The 16,634-nt window shown below is 68.4% G+C and carries 17 protein-coding genes, 4 pseudogenes and 1 riboswitch; of the genes and pseudogenes, 13 read left to right on the forward strand and 8 right to left on the reverse strand.

Annotated elements, in window-relative coordinates; translation table 11 throughout:
- Positions 1-47: 47 nt before the first annotated feature.
- The 6 genes from ACHMWU_RS09280 (at position 48) to ACHMWU_RS09305 (ending at position 3,248) form a co-directional block, all read left to right on the forward strand.
- Entirely contained in the window at positions 48-329 is a 282-nt protein-coding gene (locus ACHMWU_RS09280; protein ID WP_396043140.1) for a MaoC/PaaZ C-terminal domain-containing protein, read from the forward strand.
- A complete protein-coding gene (locus ACHMWU_RS09285; protein WP_396043142.1) occupies positions 316-495 on the forward strand; it encodes a hypothetical protein in 180 nt (59 codons plus the stop codon). The genes ACHMWU_RS09280 and ACHMWU_RS09285 overlap by 14 nt, the downstream gene beginning before the upstream one ends.
- Positions 492-1,292: a hypothetical protein gene (locus tag ACHMWU_RS09290; RefSeq protein WP_396043144.1), complete on the forward strand. Its 801-nt coding sequence runs from the start codon at positions 492-494 to the stop codon at positions 1,290-1,292. The genes ACHMWU_RS09285 and ACHMWU_RS09290 overlap by 4 nt, the downstream gene beginning before the upstream one ends.
- Positions 1,204-2,046, forward strand: coding sequence for a thiolase C-terminal domain-containing protein (locus tag ACHMWU_RS09295; protein ID WP_396046600.1), 843 nt, complete (start codon positions 1,204-1,206; stop codon positions 2,044-2,046). The genes ACHMWU_RS09290 and ACHMWU_RS09295 overlap by 89 nt, the downstream gene beginning before the upstream one ends.
- 114 nt (positions 2,047-2,160) lie before the next feature.
- Positions 2,161-2,634 carry an acyl-CoA dehydrogenase family protein gene (locus ACHMWU_RS09300; RefSeq protein WP_396046602.1) on the forward strand — a complete coding sequence of 158 codons (474 nt, stop codon included), beginning with the start codon at positions 2,161-2,163 and terminating at the stop codon, positions 2,632-2,634.
- The gene (locus ACHMWU_RS09305; protein ID WP_396043146.1) at positions 2,631-3,248 is read left to right on the forward strand and encodes an acyl-CoA dehydrogenase family protein; all 618 of its coding nucleotides are present in this window, start codon (positions 2,631-2,633) and stop codon (positions 3,246-3,248) included. Before ACHMWU_RS09300 ends, ACHMWU_RS09305 begins: the two co-directional genes overlap by 4 nt.
- A gap of 14 nt (positions 3,249-3,262) precedes the next feature.
- Here the strand turns inward: ACHMWU_RS09305 and ACHMWU_RS09310 are convergent, their stop codons facing one another.
- Both ACHMWU_RS09310 and ACHMWU_RS09315 read right to left on the reverse strand, forming a co-directional pair.
- Positions 3,263-4,000 (reverse strand): aminotransferase class V-fold PLP-dependent enzyme, encoded by a 738-nt coding sequence (locus ACHMWU_RS09310; protein WP_396043148.1) that lies wholly within the window; start codon positions 3,998-4,000, stop codon positions 3,263-3,265.
- Positions 4,001-4,061: 61 nt separating this feature from the next.
- Positions 4,062-4,619, reverse strand: a pseudogene (locus ACHMWU_RS09315) (aminotransferase class V-fold PLP-dependent enzyme); the annotation flags it as partial.
- A riboswitch (SAM riboswitch) is annotated at positions 4,590-4,714 on the reverse strand. It overlaps the preceding pseudogene by 30 nt.
- A gap of 215 nt (positions 4,715-4,929) precedes the next feature.
- Between ACHMWU_RS09315 and ACHMWU_RS09320 the strand changes: the two are divergent.
- From ACHMWU_RS09320 to ACHMWU_RS09340, 5 genes and pseudogenes are all read left to right on the forward strand, one after another.
- Positions 4,930-6,305, forward strand: a pseudogene (locus ACHMWU_RS09320) (dicarboxylate/amino acid:cation symporter).
- 31 nt (positions 6,306-6,336) lie between these two features.
- The gene (locus ACHMWU_RS09325; RefSeq protein WP_396043150.1) at positions 6,337-6,537 is read left to right on the forward strand and encodes a hypothetical protein; all 201 of its coding nucleotides are present in this window, start codon (positions 6,337-6,339) and stop codon (positions 6,535-6,537) included.
- Positions 6,518-7,372, forward strand: a complete 855-nt coding sequence (locus ACHMWU_RS09330) for a fibronectin type III domain-containing protein (protein ID WP_396043151.1) — start codon at positions 6,518-6,520, stop codon at positions 7,370-7,372. Before ACHMWU_RS09325 ends, ACHMWU_RS09330 begins: the two co-directional genes overlap by 20 nt.
- On the forward strand, positions 7,369-7,584 hold the full coding sequence (locus ACHMWU_RS09335; protein ID WP_396043153.1) for a hypothetical protein: 216 nt from the start codon (positions 7,369-7,371) through the stop codon (positions 7,582-7,584). Before ACHMWU_RS09330 ends, ACHMWU_RS09335 begins: the two co-directional genes overlap by 4 nt.
- A 119-nt stretch (positions 7,585-7,703) precedes the next feature.
- Entirely contained in the window at positions 7,704-10,460 is a 2,757-nt protein-coding gene (locus tag ACHMWU_RS09340; RefSeq protein ID WP_396043156.1) for an Ig-like domain-containing protein, read from the forward strand.
- A gap of 60 nt (positions 10,461-10,520) precedes the next feature.
- Here the strand turns inward: ACHMWU_RS09340 and ACHMWU_RS09345 are convergent, their stop codons facing one another.
- The 3 genes from ACHMWU_RS09345 to ACHMWU_RS09355 all read right to left on the reverse strand — a co-directional run bounded on the left by ACHMWU_RS09345 (position 10,521) and on the right by ACHMWU_RS09355 (position 11,574).
- A complete protein-coding gene (locus tag ACHMWU_RS09345; RefSeq protein WP_396043159.1) occupies positions 10,521-10,922 on the reverse strand; it encodes a YbaK/EbsC family protein in 402 nt (133 codons plus the stop codon).
- 113 nt (positions 10,923-11,035) lie between these two features.
- Positions 11,036-11,266: a formate dehydrogenase accessory sulfurtransferase FdhD gene (locus ACHMWU_RS09350; protein WP_396046604.1), complete on the reverse strand. Its 231-nt coding sequence runs from the start codon at positions 11,264-11,266 to the stop codon at positions 11,036-11,038.
- Complete coding sequence (locus ACHMWU_RS09355) at positions 11,242-11,574, reverse strand: formate dehydrogenase accessory sulfurtransferase FdhD (protein WP_396046606.1); 333 nt, start codon at positions 11,572-11,574, stop codon at positions 11,242-11,244. The genes ACHMWU_RS09350 and ACHMWU_RS09355 overlap by 25 nt, the downstream gene beginning before the upstream one ends.
- A gap of 701 nt (positions 11,575-12,275) precedes the next feature.
- Between ACHMWU_RS09355 and ACHMWU_RS09360 the strand changes: the two are divergent.
- Both ACHMWU_RS09360 and ACHMWU_RS09365 read left to right on the forward strand, forming a co-directional pair.
- Positions 12,276-12,551: pseudogene (locus tag ACHMWU_RS09360) on the forward strand (hypothetical protein); the annotation flags it as partial.
- 61 nt (positions 12,552-12,612) lie between these two features.
- A complete protein-coding gene (locus ACHMWU_RS09365) occupies positions 12,613-14,175 on the forward strand; it encodes an FdhF/YdeP family oxidoreductase (protein WP_396043161.1) in 1,563 nt (520 codons plus the stop codon).
- Between the two features lie 153 nt (positions 14,176-14,328).
- On the opposite strand, the pseudogene ACHMWU_RS09370 reads toward ACHMWU_RS09365, so the two are convergent.
- The 3 genes and pseudogenes from ACHMWU_RS09370 to ACHMWU_RS09380 all read right to left on the reverse strand — a co-directional run.
- Positions 14,329-15,174: pseudogene (locus tag ACHMWU_RS09370) on the reverse strand (AI-2E family transporter); the annotation flags it as partial.
- A gap of 144 nt (positions 15,175-15,318) precedes the next feature.
- Positions 15,319-15,981, reverse strand: a complete 663-nt coding sequence (locus ACHMWU_RS09375) for a uracil-DNA glycosylase (protein ID WP_396043163.1) — start codon at positions 15,979-15,981, stop codon at positions 15,319-15,321.
- The gene (locus tag ACHMWU_RS09380; protein WP_396043165.1) at positions 15,978-16,526 is read right to left on the reverse strand and encodes an MFS transporter; all 549 of its coding nucleotides are present in this window, start codon (positions 16,524-16,526) and stop codon (positions 15,978-15,980) included. The genes ACHMWU_RS09375 and ACHMWU_RS09380 overlap by 4 nt, the downstream gene beginning before the upstream one ends.
- Positions 16,527-16,634: the final 108 nt, after the last annotated feature.

Genomic DNA, 16,634 nt, shown 5'->3' on the forward strand with positions numbered 1-16,634 from the left:
GCCGTCAACGACGAGACCATCATCTTCGTGAGCCTCGGAGCAGCGGCATGAACGCGGCTGGGGTCGACTGGGCCGTGGGTCAGGCGCTGCCCGGCATCGAGCGAACGATCACGCTGCCCGACATCGTGGCCTACGCCGGTGCGACCTGGGACTGGTACGGGCTGCACTACGACCCGGAGTTCGTCGCCGCAGCCAAGGTGCCCGCACCGGTCGTCGACGGTCAGGTGTTCGGCGCCTACTTCGTCGAGCTGTGCCAGGACGCCTTCGGCCCGCAGTCGTTCGTGCGGGGGCTTGTCGTTCACGTTCCGCAACCTGATGTTCGCCGGTGAGACGGTGCGCGTCGAGGGAACGATCGCCGAGCTCGACGAGTCGCGTGCCGTCGTCGAGCTGACCGCGACGATCCTCGAGTCGACGTTCGGTCCCGAACGCCCGGCGGCCAAGCCGGCGCGCGCCGTCGTCCTGCTGGGCACGCCCGACGGGCCCGGTGTGTCGTGACGCAGCGCCAGACTCGTGAGGGTGTCGCGATCGTCGGCGCGGCCGAGTCCGATCTCGGCGTCACCGACAAGTCGATCCTGACGTTGCAGGCGCAGGCCGTGACCCGCGCGCTGGCCGACGCCGGTCTGACCTTGACCGACGTCGACGGTCTGGCCACGACCGGTATCTCGCGGTTCTCGGCGACCCAGCTGGCCGACTACTTCGCCATCCAGCCGACGTGGACCGACTCGACGTTCGCGGGTGGATCGGCGTACGAGATGATGATCGCCCGCGCTGCGCAGGCGATCGACGCCGGCCAGGCCACGACGATCGTGATCAGCTTCGCGTCGAACCAGCGGTCTGCCAGGTCACGCAAGCTGGGTGGCGTCCACGAGCCGCACATTCCCGAGGCCCAGTTCGAAGAACCCTACGACATGTTGTTCCCGGCGTCGTACTACGCGATGGCGATGCAGCAGTACCTGCACCGGTTCGGCGGCACGCACGAGCAAGCTCGCCGAGATCGCCGTTGCTGCGAGGGAGTGGGCGCTGCTCAACCCGAAGGCGTTCCGCTACGGCAAGGGCTCGATCACGGCCGCCGACATCACCGGGTCGACGATGCTGTCGAGCCCGCTGACGGTCGGCGACTGCTGTCTCGTGACCGACGGCGGCGGAGCGGTCGTGCTGACGTCGCTCGAACGCGCCCGCGACCTGCCGCGCACGCCCGTCGAGGTGCTGGGCTACGGCGAGCGGACGACCAACACGTCGTTCACGGCAGTCGACGACCTCACTGCCCCCGGTGCGATCGGCTCGGGTCGTGACGCCTTCGCCCGCGCGGGGATCACGCCGGCCGACGTCGACGTGCTGCAGGTCTACGACTCGTTCACGATCACGGCAGCTCTCCAGCGTCGAGGCCCTGGGCTTCTGCGGACGCGGCGAGGTGCTCGACTTCATCGCCGACGGCACGATCCGGCCCGGGGAGCGTTGCCGCTCAACACGTCGGGCGGCGGGCTGTCCTACTGCCACCCGGGCCAGTTCGGCATCCTGCTGCTCGTCGAGGCCGTCCGACAGCCGCGCGGCGAGGCCGGAGACCGTCAGGTCGCCGGCGCCCGCACCGCCGTTGCGCACGGCACCGGCGGAATCCTGTCCACGCATGCGACCGTCGTCTTGGGAGTCGATCGACGGCTTGCCCGAAGTTCCTCCGGCCGACGACGTCACCGCCCCGTGGTGGGGGACGCGACCCGCGAGCACCGGTTGACCGTGCAGACGTGCACGCAGTGCGATCACGTGCAGCACCCGCCGCGCGCGATGTGCACCGGGTGCTCGTCGATGGAGCACCTCGTCCTGCGCGACACGTCGGGTGATGGCGTCGTGGATGCGTCGACCGTCGTCCACCGCGCGCCCCGCCCCGACGTCGAGGTTCCGTACACCGTGGCACGCGTCCGACTGGCCGAAGGGCCGATCGTGCTGACCCGGCTCACCGGCGGCAACGACTGGGCCATCGGCGACGCCGTCACCGTCGACTGGCTCGACCTTCCCGACGGCCGAGCACTGCCCGTCTTCTCCCGCGGCTGACGCCGCACCTCTCGACATCCCCGCTCTAGAAAGGGCAACGATCATGGATTTCAGCTCAACGAGGACCAGCGCGAGTTCCGCGCCCTCCTGCGGCTGTTCGTCGACAAGGAGATCATCCCGGTCGCGCGTGACTGGGAGCAGGCCGGGCGCTACCCGACCGAGATCGTCAAGGGCATGGCGGACATGGGCCTGTTCGGCATCACGGTGCCCGAGGAGTTCGGCGGTCTCGACCTCGATCCGGTCTCCTTCGCGCTGGTCTTCGAGGAGATCGCGCGCGGCTGGATGGGCATCGCTGGCATCCTCGGCAGCCACTCGCTGGCGTGCCGTCTCATCGCGATGCACGGCACGCAGGAGCAGAAGGACATGTACCTGCCCGACCTCGCGACGGGCAAGCGTCGCACCGGCATCGGCCTGACCGAGGCCGATGCGGGCACCGACCTGCAGGGCATCCGCACGACGGCCCGCCTCGACGGCGACCACTACGTCATCAACGGCTCCAAGATGTGGATCACCAACGCGCGGTACGCGATCCGCTGCCGGTGCTGGTCAAGACCGATCCGAGTGCTTCGCCCGCGCACCGCGGCATGAGCGTCATCCTCGTCGATGCCAACACCCCCGGCTACGAGGTCACCAAGGACATCCCGAAGCTGGGCTACAAGGGCACCGAGTCTTGCGAGATCCTGCTCGACAACGTGCGCGTCCACAAGAGCCAGCTGCTCGGCGGCGTCGAGGGCACCGGCATGAAGCAGGTGCTGTCGGCGCTGGAGTGGGGGCGCGTCAACATCGCGGCCCGCTCGGTCGGCATCGCGCAGCGCGCCCACGAGGAGGCCCTGTCGTACGCCCAGGAGCGCAAGGCGTTCGGCGAGCCGATCGCCAACTTCCAGGCCATCCAGCTCAAGCTCGGCGAGCTCGGCACGCAGGTGCAGGCCGCGCGCCTCATGGCCTACTGGGCCGCCGATGCGGTGCGCGACGGCCGCGCCGACGGCGCCACCGGCATGGCCAAGATCTTCTGCTCCGAGGTGGCCCTGCAGGCGGCGATCGACTCGATGAAGGTGCACGGCGGCTACGGCTACTCGACCGAGTTCGAGATCGAGCGCCTCTACCGTGACTCGATACTGATGAGCATCGGCGAGGGCACCAACGACATCCTGCGTACCGTCGTCGCGAAGTCGTTGATCAAGGGCGAGACGGTCGTCGGCTGACGGTCTCCCAGGTGCTAGGACGCGCAGGCTGACAGCGTCGTGCTGAGCGCCGCGAGATCGAGGTTCTGCGGCACGGGTCGGGTGTCGCCGTCGACGACCCAGACGCCGTCGACCTGCACGTAGCGGGCGCCGATGTCGCCAGAGGTCCAGGCGCGGAGGCCAGCGATGAGCCGGTCGATGTCCTCGATGGTGGTGCCGACGCCGATGCTGGCGCGGACTGCTCCCGCGCCCCAGGCCAGCCGGTCGAGCAGCGGGTGGGCGCAGAACCGGCCGTCACGCGAGACGCCGTGCTCGGCGGCGAGGAAGGCTGCGACGAGCTCAGGAGCGGTGCCGCGAAGACGGAAGGTCGCGACGCCGATCGGGGTGGCCGAGTCGCTCCACACCCGCGCGACGTCGATGTCGTCGATGCCCGACAGCCCGTCGACGAGTCGGTGGAAGAGGGTCTCCTCGTGCTCACGCACCAACGCTTCTGGCAGCGCCGCCAGCTGTTCGGTCGCCTCGGCGAGCGCGACCGCCCCGACGAGATTGGGCGTCCCGCCTTCGTGGCGGGCCGGCGCCGTGGTCCAGTCGACACTGTCGGTCGTCACCTGGACGACGGCGCCTCCGCCGGCGACGTACGGCTCGCAGGTGTCGAGCCAGTCGCGGCGGCCGATCAGCGCACCGGCGCCGAAGGGCGCGTACACCTTGTGCCCGGAGAACGCGACGTAGTCGACGCCGGAGGCTTCTAGCGAGATGCGGCGGTGGGCAAGCAAGCCGGGCGCCGTCGACGAAGACCCGACACCCGTACCGGTGGGCGAGGTCGACGACGGCGTCGATCGGCAGTGCCTCGCCCGTCACGTTGGAGGCGCCGGTGATCGCGAGCAGCGCGAAGCGGCGGTTGGCCAGCGCCGCCTGGATCGCTGCGAGAGTTCCGGCGACGGTGCTCTGGGCGCGGACGACCTCGTGGCCGCCGAGGCTGCGCTGCCACGGCAGCAGGTTGGCGTGGTGCTCGATGTCGAGGGTCAGGACGCGTCCGGGCACCGCTGAGGCGAGCAGGTTGATGGCGTCGGTGGTGTTGCGGGTGAAGATCGTGACGTCCTGCTCGCGGGCGCCGACGAAGGCGCCGACGGTTCGGCGGGCCTGCTCGTACAGCGCGGTCGAGACCTGCGAGGCATAGCCGGACCCGCGGTGCACACTGGCGTACCACGGCAGCACGGCGGTGACGCGCTCGGCGACCGCGACGAGCGCGGGTGCGCTGGCGGCGCCGTCGAGGTTGACGTTGCGGATGTACGTGCCGTCGACCAGGGGGACTTCGATGTCAGCGCCGACGAGGGGAAGCAAGGACATGGGCAGAGCCTTTTCGTTCGCGGTTTGACCATGGCCGAGTGGCATGGACCCGGTCGTCACCCGGAGCACCCCACCGCGAAGGAGGGTTGCCGACCAGCAAGCCGGGGCTGTGCGTCAGTGACGCGCTGGTACTCGTGACCGTGGCTCGACTCTGGCATCTCGGCGGGACCCGTGACAAATCTCGTCCACGATACGGACACCTGTCCGAATGGTGAGATGCGCGAAGAACCTGAAAATTTACCGCCATGATCTTCCCTGTCGACAACAACGTTTTAGTCAAGGAGTCATGCACGTGGAGACCTGGAACCTGGTGGCGCTGGCCGTGACGCTCGGGCTGTTCGCCGGCCTGTACGTCATGGGGCGGCTGCGGGTGAACTTCAGCCTGCTGACGTTCGCCGCGCTGTTCCTGGGAATCGGCGTCGGCCTGGTGTTCCGGGACAACCTCGACTACGTGCAGCCGCTCGGCCGGGTCTACATCAACATGCTGCTGACGATCGTCGCGCCGCTGGTCATCGTCTCGATCCTGTCGAGCATCACCTCGCTCGGATCGACCGACAAGCTCCCGCACGATCGGCCTCTCCTCGGTCGTCTGGCTGCTCGCGCTCAACTTCTTCGCGATCCTGCTGACCTTGGGACTGTCGTTGCAGGTAGGCCTCGGCAAGGGCGCTGACCTGGCCACGCAGGGCGTCGACACCCGTTCGCTCGACGGCTCAAGAAGTCGTTCGGCGACGTGTTCATCGGCTTCTTCCCCAGCAACGTCGTCAAGGACATCTCCGAGAACAACATCATCCCGATCATCGTGTTCAGCGTCGCCGTCGCGATCGCCACCTCGGTGATCGCCGACCGGTCGCCGCAGAAGGTCGCACCGTTCCTGGCGCTGATCGAAGCCGCCCGCGAGATCGTCTACAAGGTCGTCGGTACGTCATCGGCCTGACGCCGTACGCGGTCCTGGCACTCACCGCGACCGCCGCCGCAGCGGCCACGGCTCGCCGCGAGCAGCTGACGGCCCTGCTCAGCCTGCTGGTCGTCTCCTACATCGCCTGCTTCGTGCACGCCTTCATCGTCAACGGCGTGGTGCTGCGCGTCGCTGCCGACGTCAACCCCGTCACGTTCTTCCGGCGCATCTACCCCGCGCAGATGACGGCGTTCACGACCCAGAGCAGCGCCGGCACCCTGCCTGTCACGACGAGCCTGCTGACCAAGCGCCTCGGCGTACCGTCCGAGATCGCCGGATTCACCGCACCGCTCGGCACCACGATCGGCATGCCCGGCTGCGCCGGGGTGTGGCCCATCGTGCTTGCCGTGTTCGCGATCAACGGCCTCGGCATCTCGTACGGCATCGGCGACTACCTCGTGCTGGTGCTCCTGGGGCTGCTCGTCTCGGTCGGAACAGCCGGCGTGCCGGGCACCGCGACCATCACTGCGACGACGGTGCTGACCGCCGCTGGTCTGCCGCTCGAAGTCATCGTGCTGACGCTGCCCATCAGCGCAATCGTCGACATGGCTCGCACGATGAACAACGTGACCGCGGCGGCTGTCGCCGCGACGGTCGTCGCCCGCCGCTCCGGAAATCTCGACGAATCGGTCTACCACCGCCCCATCGACGACGATCCCACGCTGGGACGTCACGCCGCCCCGCCTGTCGACGACACCGTCCAGATCGCCGACGGGGTGCCTGTCGGAGTCTGCGGCATCGACGACCGCCCCACGATCCTTGCGCCCACGCGCTGACCTGAACCCCCCTGAAGAAGGAGCACCTCCCGTGTCCACATCTCTCTCCGGCACCGGCCGGGCCCGTCGATTCGTCCTGGCCCTGCTGGTCGGGTCGGGTCTGGTCTTGAGCAGCCAGGCCATCTACGTCCAGTCCGATGCTGCTTCTTCCGTCCAGTGGGTCGACGGCGGCGACGACGACAACTGCCTCAACGACGACAGCGGTCGGAGCTGTGACCGAGCTGCCCGGTGAGTTCTGGTGCCAGCCGATCGTCGGCTGCTACCAGGACGAGACGGACGGCAAGTGGGTCCTGCCGAGCCGCAAGACCGGTATCTGGCAGGGAAATCCCTCCGAGGTCAAGTACGCCGACGAGATCGTCAAGGCGCCGACCCCGAAGCCGACGACTCCGAAGCCCACGACGCCGAAGCCGACGAAGTCCACGCCCAAGCCCGGAGGGTCGACCGGTGGCAACTCCACGACGAACCCCGGCACGACGCCCGGCACCACGCCCGGCGTGGTCGGCGCTCCGACGACCGAGGTCGTCCCGGTCGGCGCGCCGACCGCTCCGGCAGCACCGACCGTCACGGTCAAGGACTCCGACGTCACGGTGACCTGGGTCGCGAGCCCCAACGCCGCCCTCGAGACTGTCACGGGCTACACGCTGCAGTTCACCAACGCCGACCCGATCCAGCTCGACGCGGCGACCCTGACCCACACGTTCACGGGTCTGAAGGACGGCAACTACCGGGCCGCGGTGCAGGCCGTCAACGCGGCAGGTCCGTCGCTGGCATCGCCGCCGTCCGAGGTGGCGACGGTCGGCACCCCGATCAGCGAGGTCATCGGCGAGGTGGTCGTCGACGGTGGGCTGGTGCCCGGCGGAACCGTCACGGTGACCGGAACCAAGTTCGCGAAGGACGTCCCGAGCTGGCGCTCGGCTGCACTCCGATCCCGTCGCGCTGGGCACGGTTGCGACCGATGCCAAGGGCGCGTTCACCACGACTGTCACGATTCCCGCGACGGTCGAGGCCGGCGACCACTCGCTGGTCGTGCTCTACGACGGCGACGAGGTCACGAAGCTCGCCGGTGACGATCACCGAGGTCGCTGCCGTCGCGACAGCCGCGAACGACGATGCCGAGGCAGCGGTGGCCAAGAGCGTGCCGCCCTTGTTCGGACTGGCTATCTTGGCGGCGCTCGGCGCGGTCGGTGCGTTCTCGCTGGTCTGGCACGTCGTGACCGGCCGCCGTCGCCGCGAGCGCAACGCCCGGCTGGTCCCGTCCGCAGCAGTGGGGGTGAGCTGACCTCTGACGTCCTGTAGATGGCTGGGTTGCCTGAACTTTCGACAGGACGGCAACCCAGCCCGCCAACTCACCTGATAGACGAATCGACCTGCCCAGTGTGGCAGGAGAGAGCGACACCCATGTCTTTTTCCACGTCTCTGCGTCGACGGCTTGCCGTCACCGCAGCGAGCGCCCTCGCGGCCTCGACCCTTCTAGGCTCCCCCCTCCTCGCCGCGCCGGCCCAGGCCGCCAGCCCGACTCCCACCCACGGCGCGACCGTCGACTACTTCGACGACGTCTACTCGGCGCTCGGCGCCGACAGCGTCTTCGAGACCGTGACGATCGAGCGGTTCGAGTACATCCTCAAGAACGTCACCGGCAACGTCGCGTTCCTGATCGGCGATCCGGGCAACGCCTCGACGCAAGCCACGATCGGCCACATCCAGGACGTTGCTGACGACCTCGGCGTCGACAAGATCTACAACTTCACGCCCAAGCTTGACGGCGACACGCTCAACGTGTGGGACCTCAGCAAGTCGGGTCTCAACGCGACGGGCCGCACGTACTACTCGGCCGTCGGCGACCGCCTGCTGAACGACTACCTCAACAAGGACACGCAGCCGGCGTTCACCAAGACCGAGAACGCCGATCCCTACCTGTTCGTCTACAACAAGGACCGCACGATCGGATCCGACCAGGATCGCATCGTCGCCTCGCTCTCGGGCGCCAAGACCGCGGCCGACCTCGACACTCCCGCTGAGGTCTCTGCGTACGAGACGCAGGTGGAGGGCGTGCTCGACAGCGTCAGCAGCGTGGCCACGACGTCGAACTTCGACTTCCAGAAGGCCGAGGTCAACCGACGTCACACCACGACGGCCGCGTATGCGGATGCGAGTCGTTACGGCGGCAACATCTTGGACGACGGCGACAACACCGACGGCTTCCGCATCCAGACCCTGACGTACCCCGAGCTCGAGCACCTGCTGCAGCAGCCGGGAGACTTCCCGATCCTGTTCGGCGGAACCTGGTGCCACAACACCCGGGCGATCATCAAGTTCGTCAATGCCGACGCGCAGAAGTACGGCGTGAAGACGGTCTACAACTTCGACTTCTCGCTGTTCTCGACGAGCAACGGTGGAGCCAACTACGACCACATCCGCGACAACCCGGTGCCCGCGACCGAGGACGGCAAGACCCTGGTCACCCGGCCCTCGCACCTGTACGGCGATCTGGTCAACACCTATCTGACCAACGCCGTCACGCAGTACCGCACTGCGGCTGACGTAGAGCGGCTCGGCGGCTCGGTCAACGCCGTCTCCTACTACCCGGGTGGTGACACCTCGGCTGAGCTCAAGCAGGCTCGCAAGATCCAGGTCGGCCACTTCCTGACGTACAACAAGGACCGCGTCGATGCGCTGGGCCAGCGCGCACCGGTCGTCGACCAGGCCATCCGTCAGAACGACGACGGTGGAAACACCGAGCACATGACCGAGTGGTGGTACACGGCGGGCAACGACTACGCCGCGACCAACGCTTCGTTGCGAGGTGCGTACGCGGTTGACCCGGTCACGGGAAACAACCAGCTGCAGAGCCAGCGTGCTTTCGCGAAGGAAGCGCTTGCCGAGATCGACACGCTGTTCCGCGGATTCGTCGGTGAGAAGAAGGCCTCCACCACGGGCGTCGACGTCAAGGTCGACGGCAGCCCCGTCAACGTCGCCGAGTCCTCGTTGAAGGTCGGCGACGCGCCGACACTCGACGTCTCCGTCGCAGCCCCCACCTTCGCGCCGTTCATCTCGCTCAACACCTCGAGCCAGAACGCCGCTCCGGCGCCCAGCACCGGAAAGCCCCGCGGCACGGTCGTGGTGCTCGACGGGTCCACCAAGATCGCTGAGGGCACCCTCAAGCGTGACGGCACGGCCAGCATCCAGCTGCCGGCCCTCACGCAGGGCGAGAAGTCGCTGACGGTCAAGTACGCCGGACGTGGAGAGCTCATCGAGTCGTCGCAGAAGGCACTGACGATCGACGTCGTCGGCGAGGCTTCAGCCGTTGCACTGACCGGGCCCGCAGAGCTGACGTTCGGCACTGGCGGCGAGTTCGAGGCGACCGTCACGAGTCCCGAGACCGGCACGTTGACCGGCTCGGTCCGGCTCGACGGCCTGCCCGGAGCGGCACCTGAAGGCACCATCACCGATGGTGTTGCGAAGATCGCCCTGCCTGCCTCGACGCCTGGCGGAACGTACGACAACGTCGTCGCCCGCTACGCCGGTGACGACAACTTCGGCAGCTCGGTCTCGGCTCCGCTGAAGCTGACGATCAAGCGGACTCCGGCTACCTTGACCCACTCGGTCGTCAGCTCGAAGTACGGCACGAGCGCCAAGGTCAACGTCCAGGTCGAGGGCCCGGCCGGTGTGGTGCCGACCGGGCAAGCCACCGTCACGGTCGCCGGCAAGCCGCAGACCGTCGCGCTCAACGCGGCTGGCAAGGCCACGATCGTGCTGCCGAAGACTTTGGCTCCCAAGGTCTACGCCGCGACGATCATCTACGGCGGCAACGGCAACCTGGTCGCTCGTAGCGCAGTGGGCAAGGTGACGGTCGCCAAGGGCACGGCGAAGGCGCCGACGTTCGCGGCCAAGGGCACGATCAAGGCCAAGAAGGCCGGCAAGGCCACCGTCAAGGTCGCCACGACCAGCGGACTGGCCAAGGCCGGCGGCAAGGTCAAGGTCGTGCTCAAGAAGGGCAAGACGACCAGGACCATCAACGTGACGGTCAAGTCGGGCGTCGCGTCGGTCAAGCTGCCCAAGCTCGCCAAGGGCAAGTGGAGCGTCAAGGTCACCTACGCCGGTGACGCGAACTATGTCGCCAGCAAGACCGTGAGCAAGAAGCTGACGGTCAAGTAGACGACAAGCAGTTGACGACGTCATCCCGGACGAGGCGCTGATGCCTCGTCCGGGATGACGCTATTCAGGCGTCTTCGTGACGTCGACCCACTGGGCCCCGGCCAGCTCGGCGATGCGCTCCGGAGCGATGCCGAAGGCGCTGGCCGGTGTGCCGGCCGCCGGATAGACCGTGTCGAATGCGCGCAGCGACTCGTCGCAGAACAGCGCGAGCGGGTTGGGGTGGCCGAACGGACCGACGCCGCCGACCGGTTGGCCGGTCAGCTCGTGGGTCAGGTCGGCCGGTGCCATCCGCGGCTTGGCCCCGAACCGGTCGCGGAACTTGCGGTTGTCGATCCGGGCATGTCCGCTTGCGACCACGACGACCGGCTCGCCGTTGGCGAGGATGACCAGCGTCTTGGCGATCGCGCCGGGCGCGACGCCCAAGGTCTCGGGCCGCCGCCTCGACCGTCGAGGTGTCGGCATCGGTCTCGACGATCGTGACGTCCGGTGCATGCTGGTCGAGGAACTGGCGGGTGGCCTGGGTGCTCACAGCCTCATCATGACAGTCCCACCGTCACAGCCGCAGGCCCTCCGCTTCAGCCGTCGATGCGCTGAGCCCCGGCGTACGCGTTGAAGCTGCCGTTGCGGCTGAACCCCAGCAGCGTCATGCCTGCCGACTCCGCGTGCTCGACGGCCAAGGACGATGGCGCCGAGACCGCAGCGAGCAACGGGATGCCGGCCATGTGAGCCTTCTGGACGAGCTCGAAGGAGGCCCGACCCGACACCTGGAGGGCGAGCGACCTCAGGGGCAGGCGTCCGTCGCGCAACGCCCAGCCGACGACCTTGTCGACCGCGTTGTGACGTCCGACGTCCTCGCGCAGGCACAGCAGCCGCCATCGGGCGTGAACAGCCCCGCCGCGTGGACGCCACCTGTGCGGTCGAACACCTGCTGGTGCTCCCGCAACCGATCGGGCAATGCTCCGAGCAGCCGGGACGACCACGACACGTCGTCGTCGAGCCGGCCGAAGTGGGTGGCCTTGTGGACAGCCTCGATCGACGCAGTGCCGCAGATCCCGCACGAAGCTCGACGTGTAGACGTGGCGCTCCAGGCCCGGATCGGGCGGCGGCGTGCCAGCGCTCAGGGCAGCGTCGATGACGTTGAACGTCTGCAACCCGTTCTCGTCGGTGCCGGCGCAAAAACGCATCGAGACGAGCTGGTCGGCCGACCAGATGACGCCCTCGGACACCAGGGAACCCGGCGACCAGGTCGAAGTCGTCGCCGGGGGTGCGCATCGTGACCGAGAACGACGACCCACCGACGCGGATCTCCAGCGGCTCCTCGACGGCAAGGGTCTCCTCCCGCATCACGGGGGCGTCGTCGGAGAAGCGCGTGACCCGGGTGCGTCTCGTGCGTCGTCCAGCCATGGTCCGACTCTACGGCGAGCGGTCATGCACAGCCGCAGGACTACAGTGCGTGGTGTGGAGTTGAACGAGAACGACCTCGAGGTTCACGATCCGAAGAACGCCGCGGCGGGCATCACGGGAGTCAGGGTCGCGCTGCAACGCGCGGTCTCCCACATGGGCGTCAAGAACTCGGTCAAGACGCTGCGCAAGCTGAACCAGGCCGATGGCTTCGACTGCATGAGCTGCGCCTGGCCCGACCCAGACCCCGAGCACCGCCATGCAGCCGAGTTCTGCGAGAACGGTGCGAAGGCCGTGGCCGAAGAGGCCACCCGTGCCACGGCAGATCCCGCGTTCTTCGCCCGACACAGCATCGCCGATCTCGACGCGCACGACGAGTACTGGCTGGGGCAGCAGGGCCGCATCACGCAGCCCATGGTCAAGCGCTCAGGAGGCACGCACTACGAGCCGCTCGCCTGGGACGAGGCCTTCGGGCTGATCGGCGACCAGCTGCGTGGGATGTCGCCCGACGAGGCGCTCTTCTACACCTCGGGCCGGGCGTCCAACGAGGCTGCGTTCATCTACCAGCTGTTCGCCCGCGCCTACGGCACCAACAACCTGCCCGACTGCTCCAACATGTGCCACGAGTCGACCGGGGTCGCACTGGGCGAGTCGATCGGCATCGGCAAGGGCAGCGTGAGCCTGCGCGACATCTACGATGCCGAGGTCATCGTGATCCTCGGGCAGAACCCCGGCACCAACCATCCCGCGCATGCTGTCGGCGCTGGAGACGGCCAAGCTGCGCGGCGCGAAGATCATCGCGGTCAACCCGTTGCGCGAGGCGGGCCTGGTCAACTTCCGCAATCCGCAGAAGCCGCGCGGCGTCGTCGGCAAGGGCACCGACCTGGCCGATCTGTACCTGCCGGTGCGGATCAACGGAGACCTGGCCCTGCTGCAGGGCATCGGCGCCCTGCTGCTGGAGTGGGGTGCTGTCGACCGTGACTTCGTCGAGCAGCACACGACCGGCTACGAGGCCTGGGCCGAGCACGTCCGCGCGGTCGACTGGGCGTTCGTCGAGCAGGCGAGCGGACTGACCCGGGCGCAGATCACCGAGGCCGCCCAGCTGATCCGCGGCTCCGAGGGCACGGTCTGGTGCTGGGCGATGGGCCTGACGCAGCACCGCAACTCGGTCGCCACGATCAAGGAGGTCGTCAACCTCGCGCTGGTGCGTGGCGACATCGGCAAGCGCGGCGCGGGGCTGTGCCCCGTGCGCGGACACTCCAACGTGCAGGGGGATCGCACGATGGGCATCTTCGAGAAGATGCCCGACACCTTCCTCGACGCCCTCGGTGCCGAGTTCGGCTTCGAGCCGCCGCGCGAGCACGGCGTCGACGTCGTCGACTCGATCCGGGCGCTGCGAGACGGCAAGGCCTCGTTCTTCATGGGACTGGGCGGAAACTTCATCCACGCCTCACCCGACACCGACCTGACCAGCCGAGCCATGGCCACAGCCGCGATGACGGTGCAGGTCTCGACCAAGCTCAACCGTTCGCACCTCGTCACAGGTGACGTCGCGCTGATCCTGCCGACACGCGGGCGCACCGAGAGGGACGTCCAGGCCAGCGGCGAGCAGTACGTGACGGTCGAGGACTCGATGTCGGCCGTGCACGCCTCGCGGGGAGTGCTCGACCCGCCGTCCGATCAGCTGAAGTCCGAGGTCGAGATCATCGCCGGCATCGCCGCGGCGACGCTCGGCGACCGCCACTCGATCGACTGGGCGGGGATGTCAGCCGACTACGGCGTCATCCGCGAGCACATCGCACGGGTCGTGCCGGGGTGCGAGGACTACTCGGCCAGGGCAGATCGCCCGGGCGGTTTCGTCCTGCCGCATCCGCCGCGCGACTCCCGGACGTTCGAGACCGCGAGCGGTCTCGGCGAGTTCGCGGTGTCGCCGATCGAGGTGCTGCAGGTTCCCGACAAGCACCTGCTGCTGCAGACGCTGCGCAGCCACGACCAGTTCAACACCACGATCTACGGTCTGTCCGACCGCTACCGCGGCATCGAGAACGGTCGACGGGTCGTGTTCCTGCACCGCGACGACATCGCCGCGCTGGGCTTCGACGACGGCGACCGGGTCGACCTCGTCGGGGTCTGGGACGGTGACGACCTCGACCGGGTCGCGCACGACTTCCGGATCGTCGAGTACGACACCCCACGCGGCACTGCGGCGGCGTACTACCCCGAGACGAATCCGCTGATCCCGCTCGACTCGACCGCCGATCACAGCAACACCCCGACGTCGAAGTCGGTCGTCATCCGCCTGCAGCCCCGCTGACGCTACTCCTCGGCGGGAGGCTCGGCGGCGCGGGGAGTCCTCTTTCGGTGCCAAGACTGACACGGAGTCGTCGATCCGTTCGTTGAGGTAGCGCGAGGCTTCGGCGACGCTGGCCGCGACGGGCACTGCCAGGAACGCGCCGGTGATGCCGAACATCGAGCCGCCTGCGGTGACGCTCATCAGGACGACCGCCGGGTGCAGGTTCATGTTCTTGCCCTGCAGCATCGGCGACAGGACGTTGCCCTCGAGCTGCTGCACCGCGACGACGATGATCAGGGCGATCAGCGCGTCCTTGTAGTCGTTCGTCACCAACGTCACGAGCACCGCCAGGGCGCCGCTGACGAAGGCACCGACGATCGGGATGTAGCCGCCGAAGAACGTGATGACCGCGAGCGGCACGGCGAGCGGCGAGCCGAGGATCGCCAGGCCGGCGCCGATGATGATCGCGTCGATCATCGCGACGAGGGTCTGCGTGCGGATGAATCCGCCGAGCGTCGACCACACCCGGCTGAGCACCTCGGTCAGGTGGTCGCCGGATCGGTGGCCGCCCAGGCTGCGCACCCACGGCAGGAACTTGTGACCGTCCTTGACGAAGAAGAACGTCAGCATCAGGACCAGCACCAGGTTGACGATGATCGAGGTCGCGGTGGTGATGGTCGAGAAGACGCCTGAGCTGATCGCGCTGGCGCTGCTCTGCAGCTTGTCCTGGAGGGCCTCGATGGCGCGGGTGATCTGACCTTCGGAGAGGTTCAGGGGCTCGCCGGTGACCCAGTCACGGACCTTCTGGAGGCCGTTGGACGCCTGCGAGGCGATATTGCCCGCCTGGCCGGCGACCTGGGGCGTCAGCACCGCGATGATCGCGACCAACGAGGCGATGAAGCCGATGACCACGAGGGATGTCGCCAGCGCCGAAGGCCAGCCCTTCGAGCGCAGCCAGGCGACCGGCGGAGCCAGGACCGTCGAGATGATCAGGGCCATCGAGACGGGGAACAGCACCATCCAGACATGGCCGATGCCCCAGCCGATGACGTAGGCGGCCGCCGCGATCACGACCAGGCGCAGCCCCCACCGTTGCAGATTTCCAAAGGCTTCGTCGATGACGACACCACGGTCCCGGATCCTGTTCTCAGCCACAGGGACACCTTAGTCTGCGAGTGCCCAGCTCACCGGCTGCGTGCCCTGGGCGGTGAGCAGCTCGTTGGCGCGGCTGAACGGCCGCGAGCCGAAGAAGCCGCGGCGCGCCGACAACGGACTGGGATGCGGGGACTCGATCGTCGGGGTGTCGCCGAGCAGCGGCGCGAGACGTTGGGCGTCCTTGCCCCAGAGGATCGCGACGAGCGGACGTCGTCGGGCGACCACGGCGCGGATCGCCTGGTCGGTGACGGCCTCCCAGCCGTGGCGACGATGGCTGCCGGCCTGCCCGGCGCGCACCGTGAGCACCCGGTTGAGCAGCAGGACGCCCTGGCGGGTCCACGGGGTCAGGTCGCCGGTCGGCGCCGGTGGGATGCCGAGGTCGGACTCCAGCTCGGCGTAGATGTTGTTGAGGCTGCGGGGGAGTGGCCGGACGTCGGGGGCCACCGAGAACGAGAGCCCCACGGGGTGCCCGGGGGTCGGGTACGGGTCCTGCCCGACGATCAGCACCTTGACCTCGGACAGCGGCTCGACGAACGCTCGCAGGACGTGCTCGGGCGCGGGGAGCCAGGGCTGCGTCTCCTGTCGGAGGAACTCCTCGATCGCGGTGAGCTGATCGTTGACCGGCGCGAGTGCCGCAGCCCAGTCGGGCGCGATGTCGTCTGACCAGGTCATGCGTGTTCCTCCGTGGTCGGTGCGAGAGCCTTCGGGGCGAGCAGGCCGGCCAGCAGGCAGCCGGCGATCGGTACCGCGAAGGCTGCGGTCAGCGGCACCCAGTGGGTCAGCAGACCGATGATCGACGGTCCGGCCAGCAGGCCGAGGTAGCCCATGCTGGTGACGCGGGCCAGGTAGGTGCCGGACGCTGACACGTCGACGTTGCCGGCCGCGGTGAAGAACTGCGGCACGCAGCCGGCCAGGCCGATCCCGAACAGGGCCCAGGCGGCGATCGCGAGCGGTGCGGTGGGCGCGAGCGCAGCAGCGAGCAGGCCGAAGGCGCCGAGCAGCGCCGCTCGGGAGACGTAGGTCGCGGGTCCCCAGGCCTCGACGATGCGATCGGCCACGAGCCGCACGATCGTCATGGTCAACGAGAACGCTCCGTACGCGAACGCTGCGACGGTCTCGCTGGAGCCGAGCGAGTCGTGCAGGTGCACCGTGCTCCAGTCGTAGGCGACTCCCTCTCCCAGCAGCAGGGCGAAGGCCAGCAGGCCCAGCAGCAGCACCTTCGGCGTCCACGGGATCCGTGCTCGGGGCCCGGCGGGGCGCGAGCGCGCTCGGGCTCGACCAGGTACGAGGCACGCAGGCTCACCGCGACACCCGCGCCGACGACT

It is taken from the genome of Aeromicrobium sp. UC242_57 (assembly GCF_044452305.1).
Lineage (GTDB): Bacteria > Actinomycetota > Actinomycetes > Propionibacteriales > Nocardioidaceae > Aeromicrobium.

Excerpts from the sequence above, each read along its gene's own strand:
- ACHMWU_RS09375 (WP_396043163.1), bottom strand. The coding sequence starts at position 15,981 with ATGACCTGGTCAGACGACATCGCGCCCGACTGGGCTGCGGCACTCGCG.
- ACHMWU_RS09340 (WP_396043156.1), top strand. The coding sequence starts at position 7,704 with ATGTCTTTTTCCACGTCTCTGCGTCGACGGCTTGCCGTCACCGCAGCG.
- ACHMWU_RS09280 (WP_396043140.1), top strand. The coding sequence starts at position 48 with ATGAACGCGGCTGGGGTCGACTGGGCCGTGGGTCAGGCGCTGCCCGGC.
- ACHMWU_RS09365 (WP_396043161.1), top strand. The coding sequence starts at position 12,613 with ATGCTGTCGGCGCTGGAGACGGCCAAGCTGCGCGGCGCGAAGATCATC.
- ACHMWU_RS09285 (WP_396043142.1), top strand. The coding sequence starts at position 316 with ATGTTCGCCGGTGAGACGGTGCGCGTCGAGGGAACGATCGCCGAGCTC.
- ACHMWU_RS09305 (WP_396043146.1), top strand. The coding sequence starts at position 2,631 with ATGAGCGTCATCCTCGTCGATGCCAACACCCCCGGCTACGAGGTCACC.
- ACHMWU_RS09345 (WP_396043159.1), bottom strand. The coding sequence starts at position 10,922 with ATGCCGACACCTCGACGGTCGAGGCGGCGGCCCGAGACCTTGGGCGTC.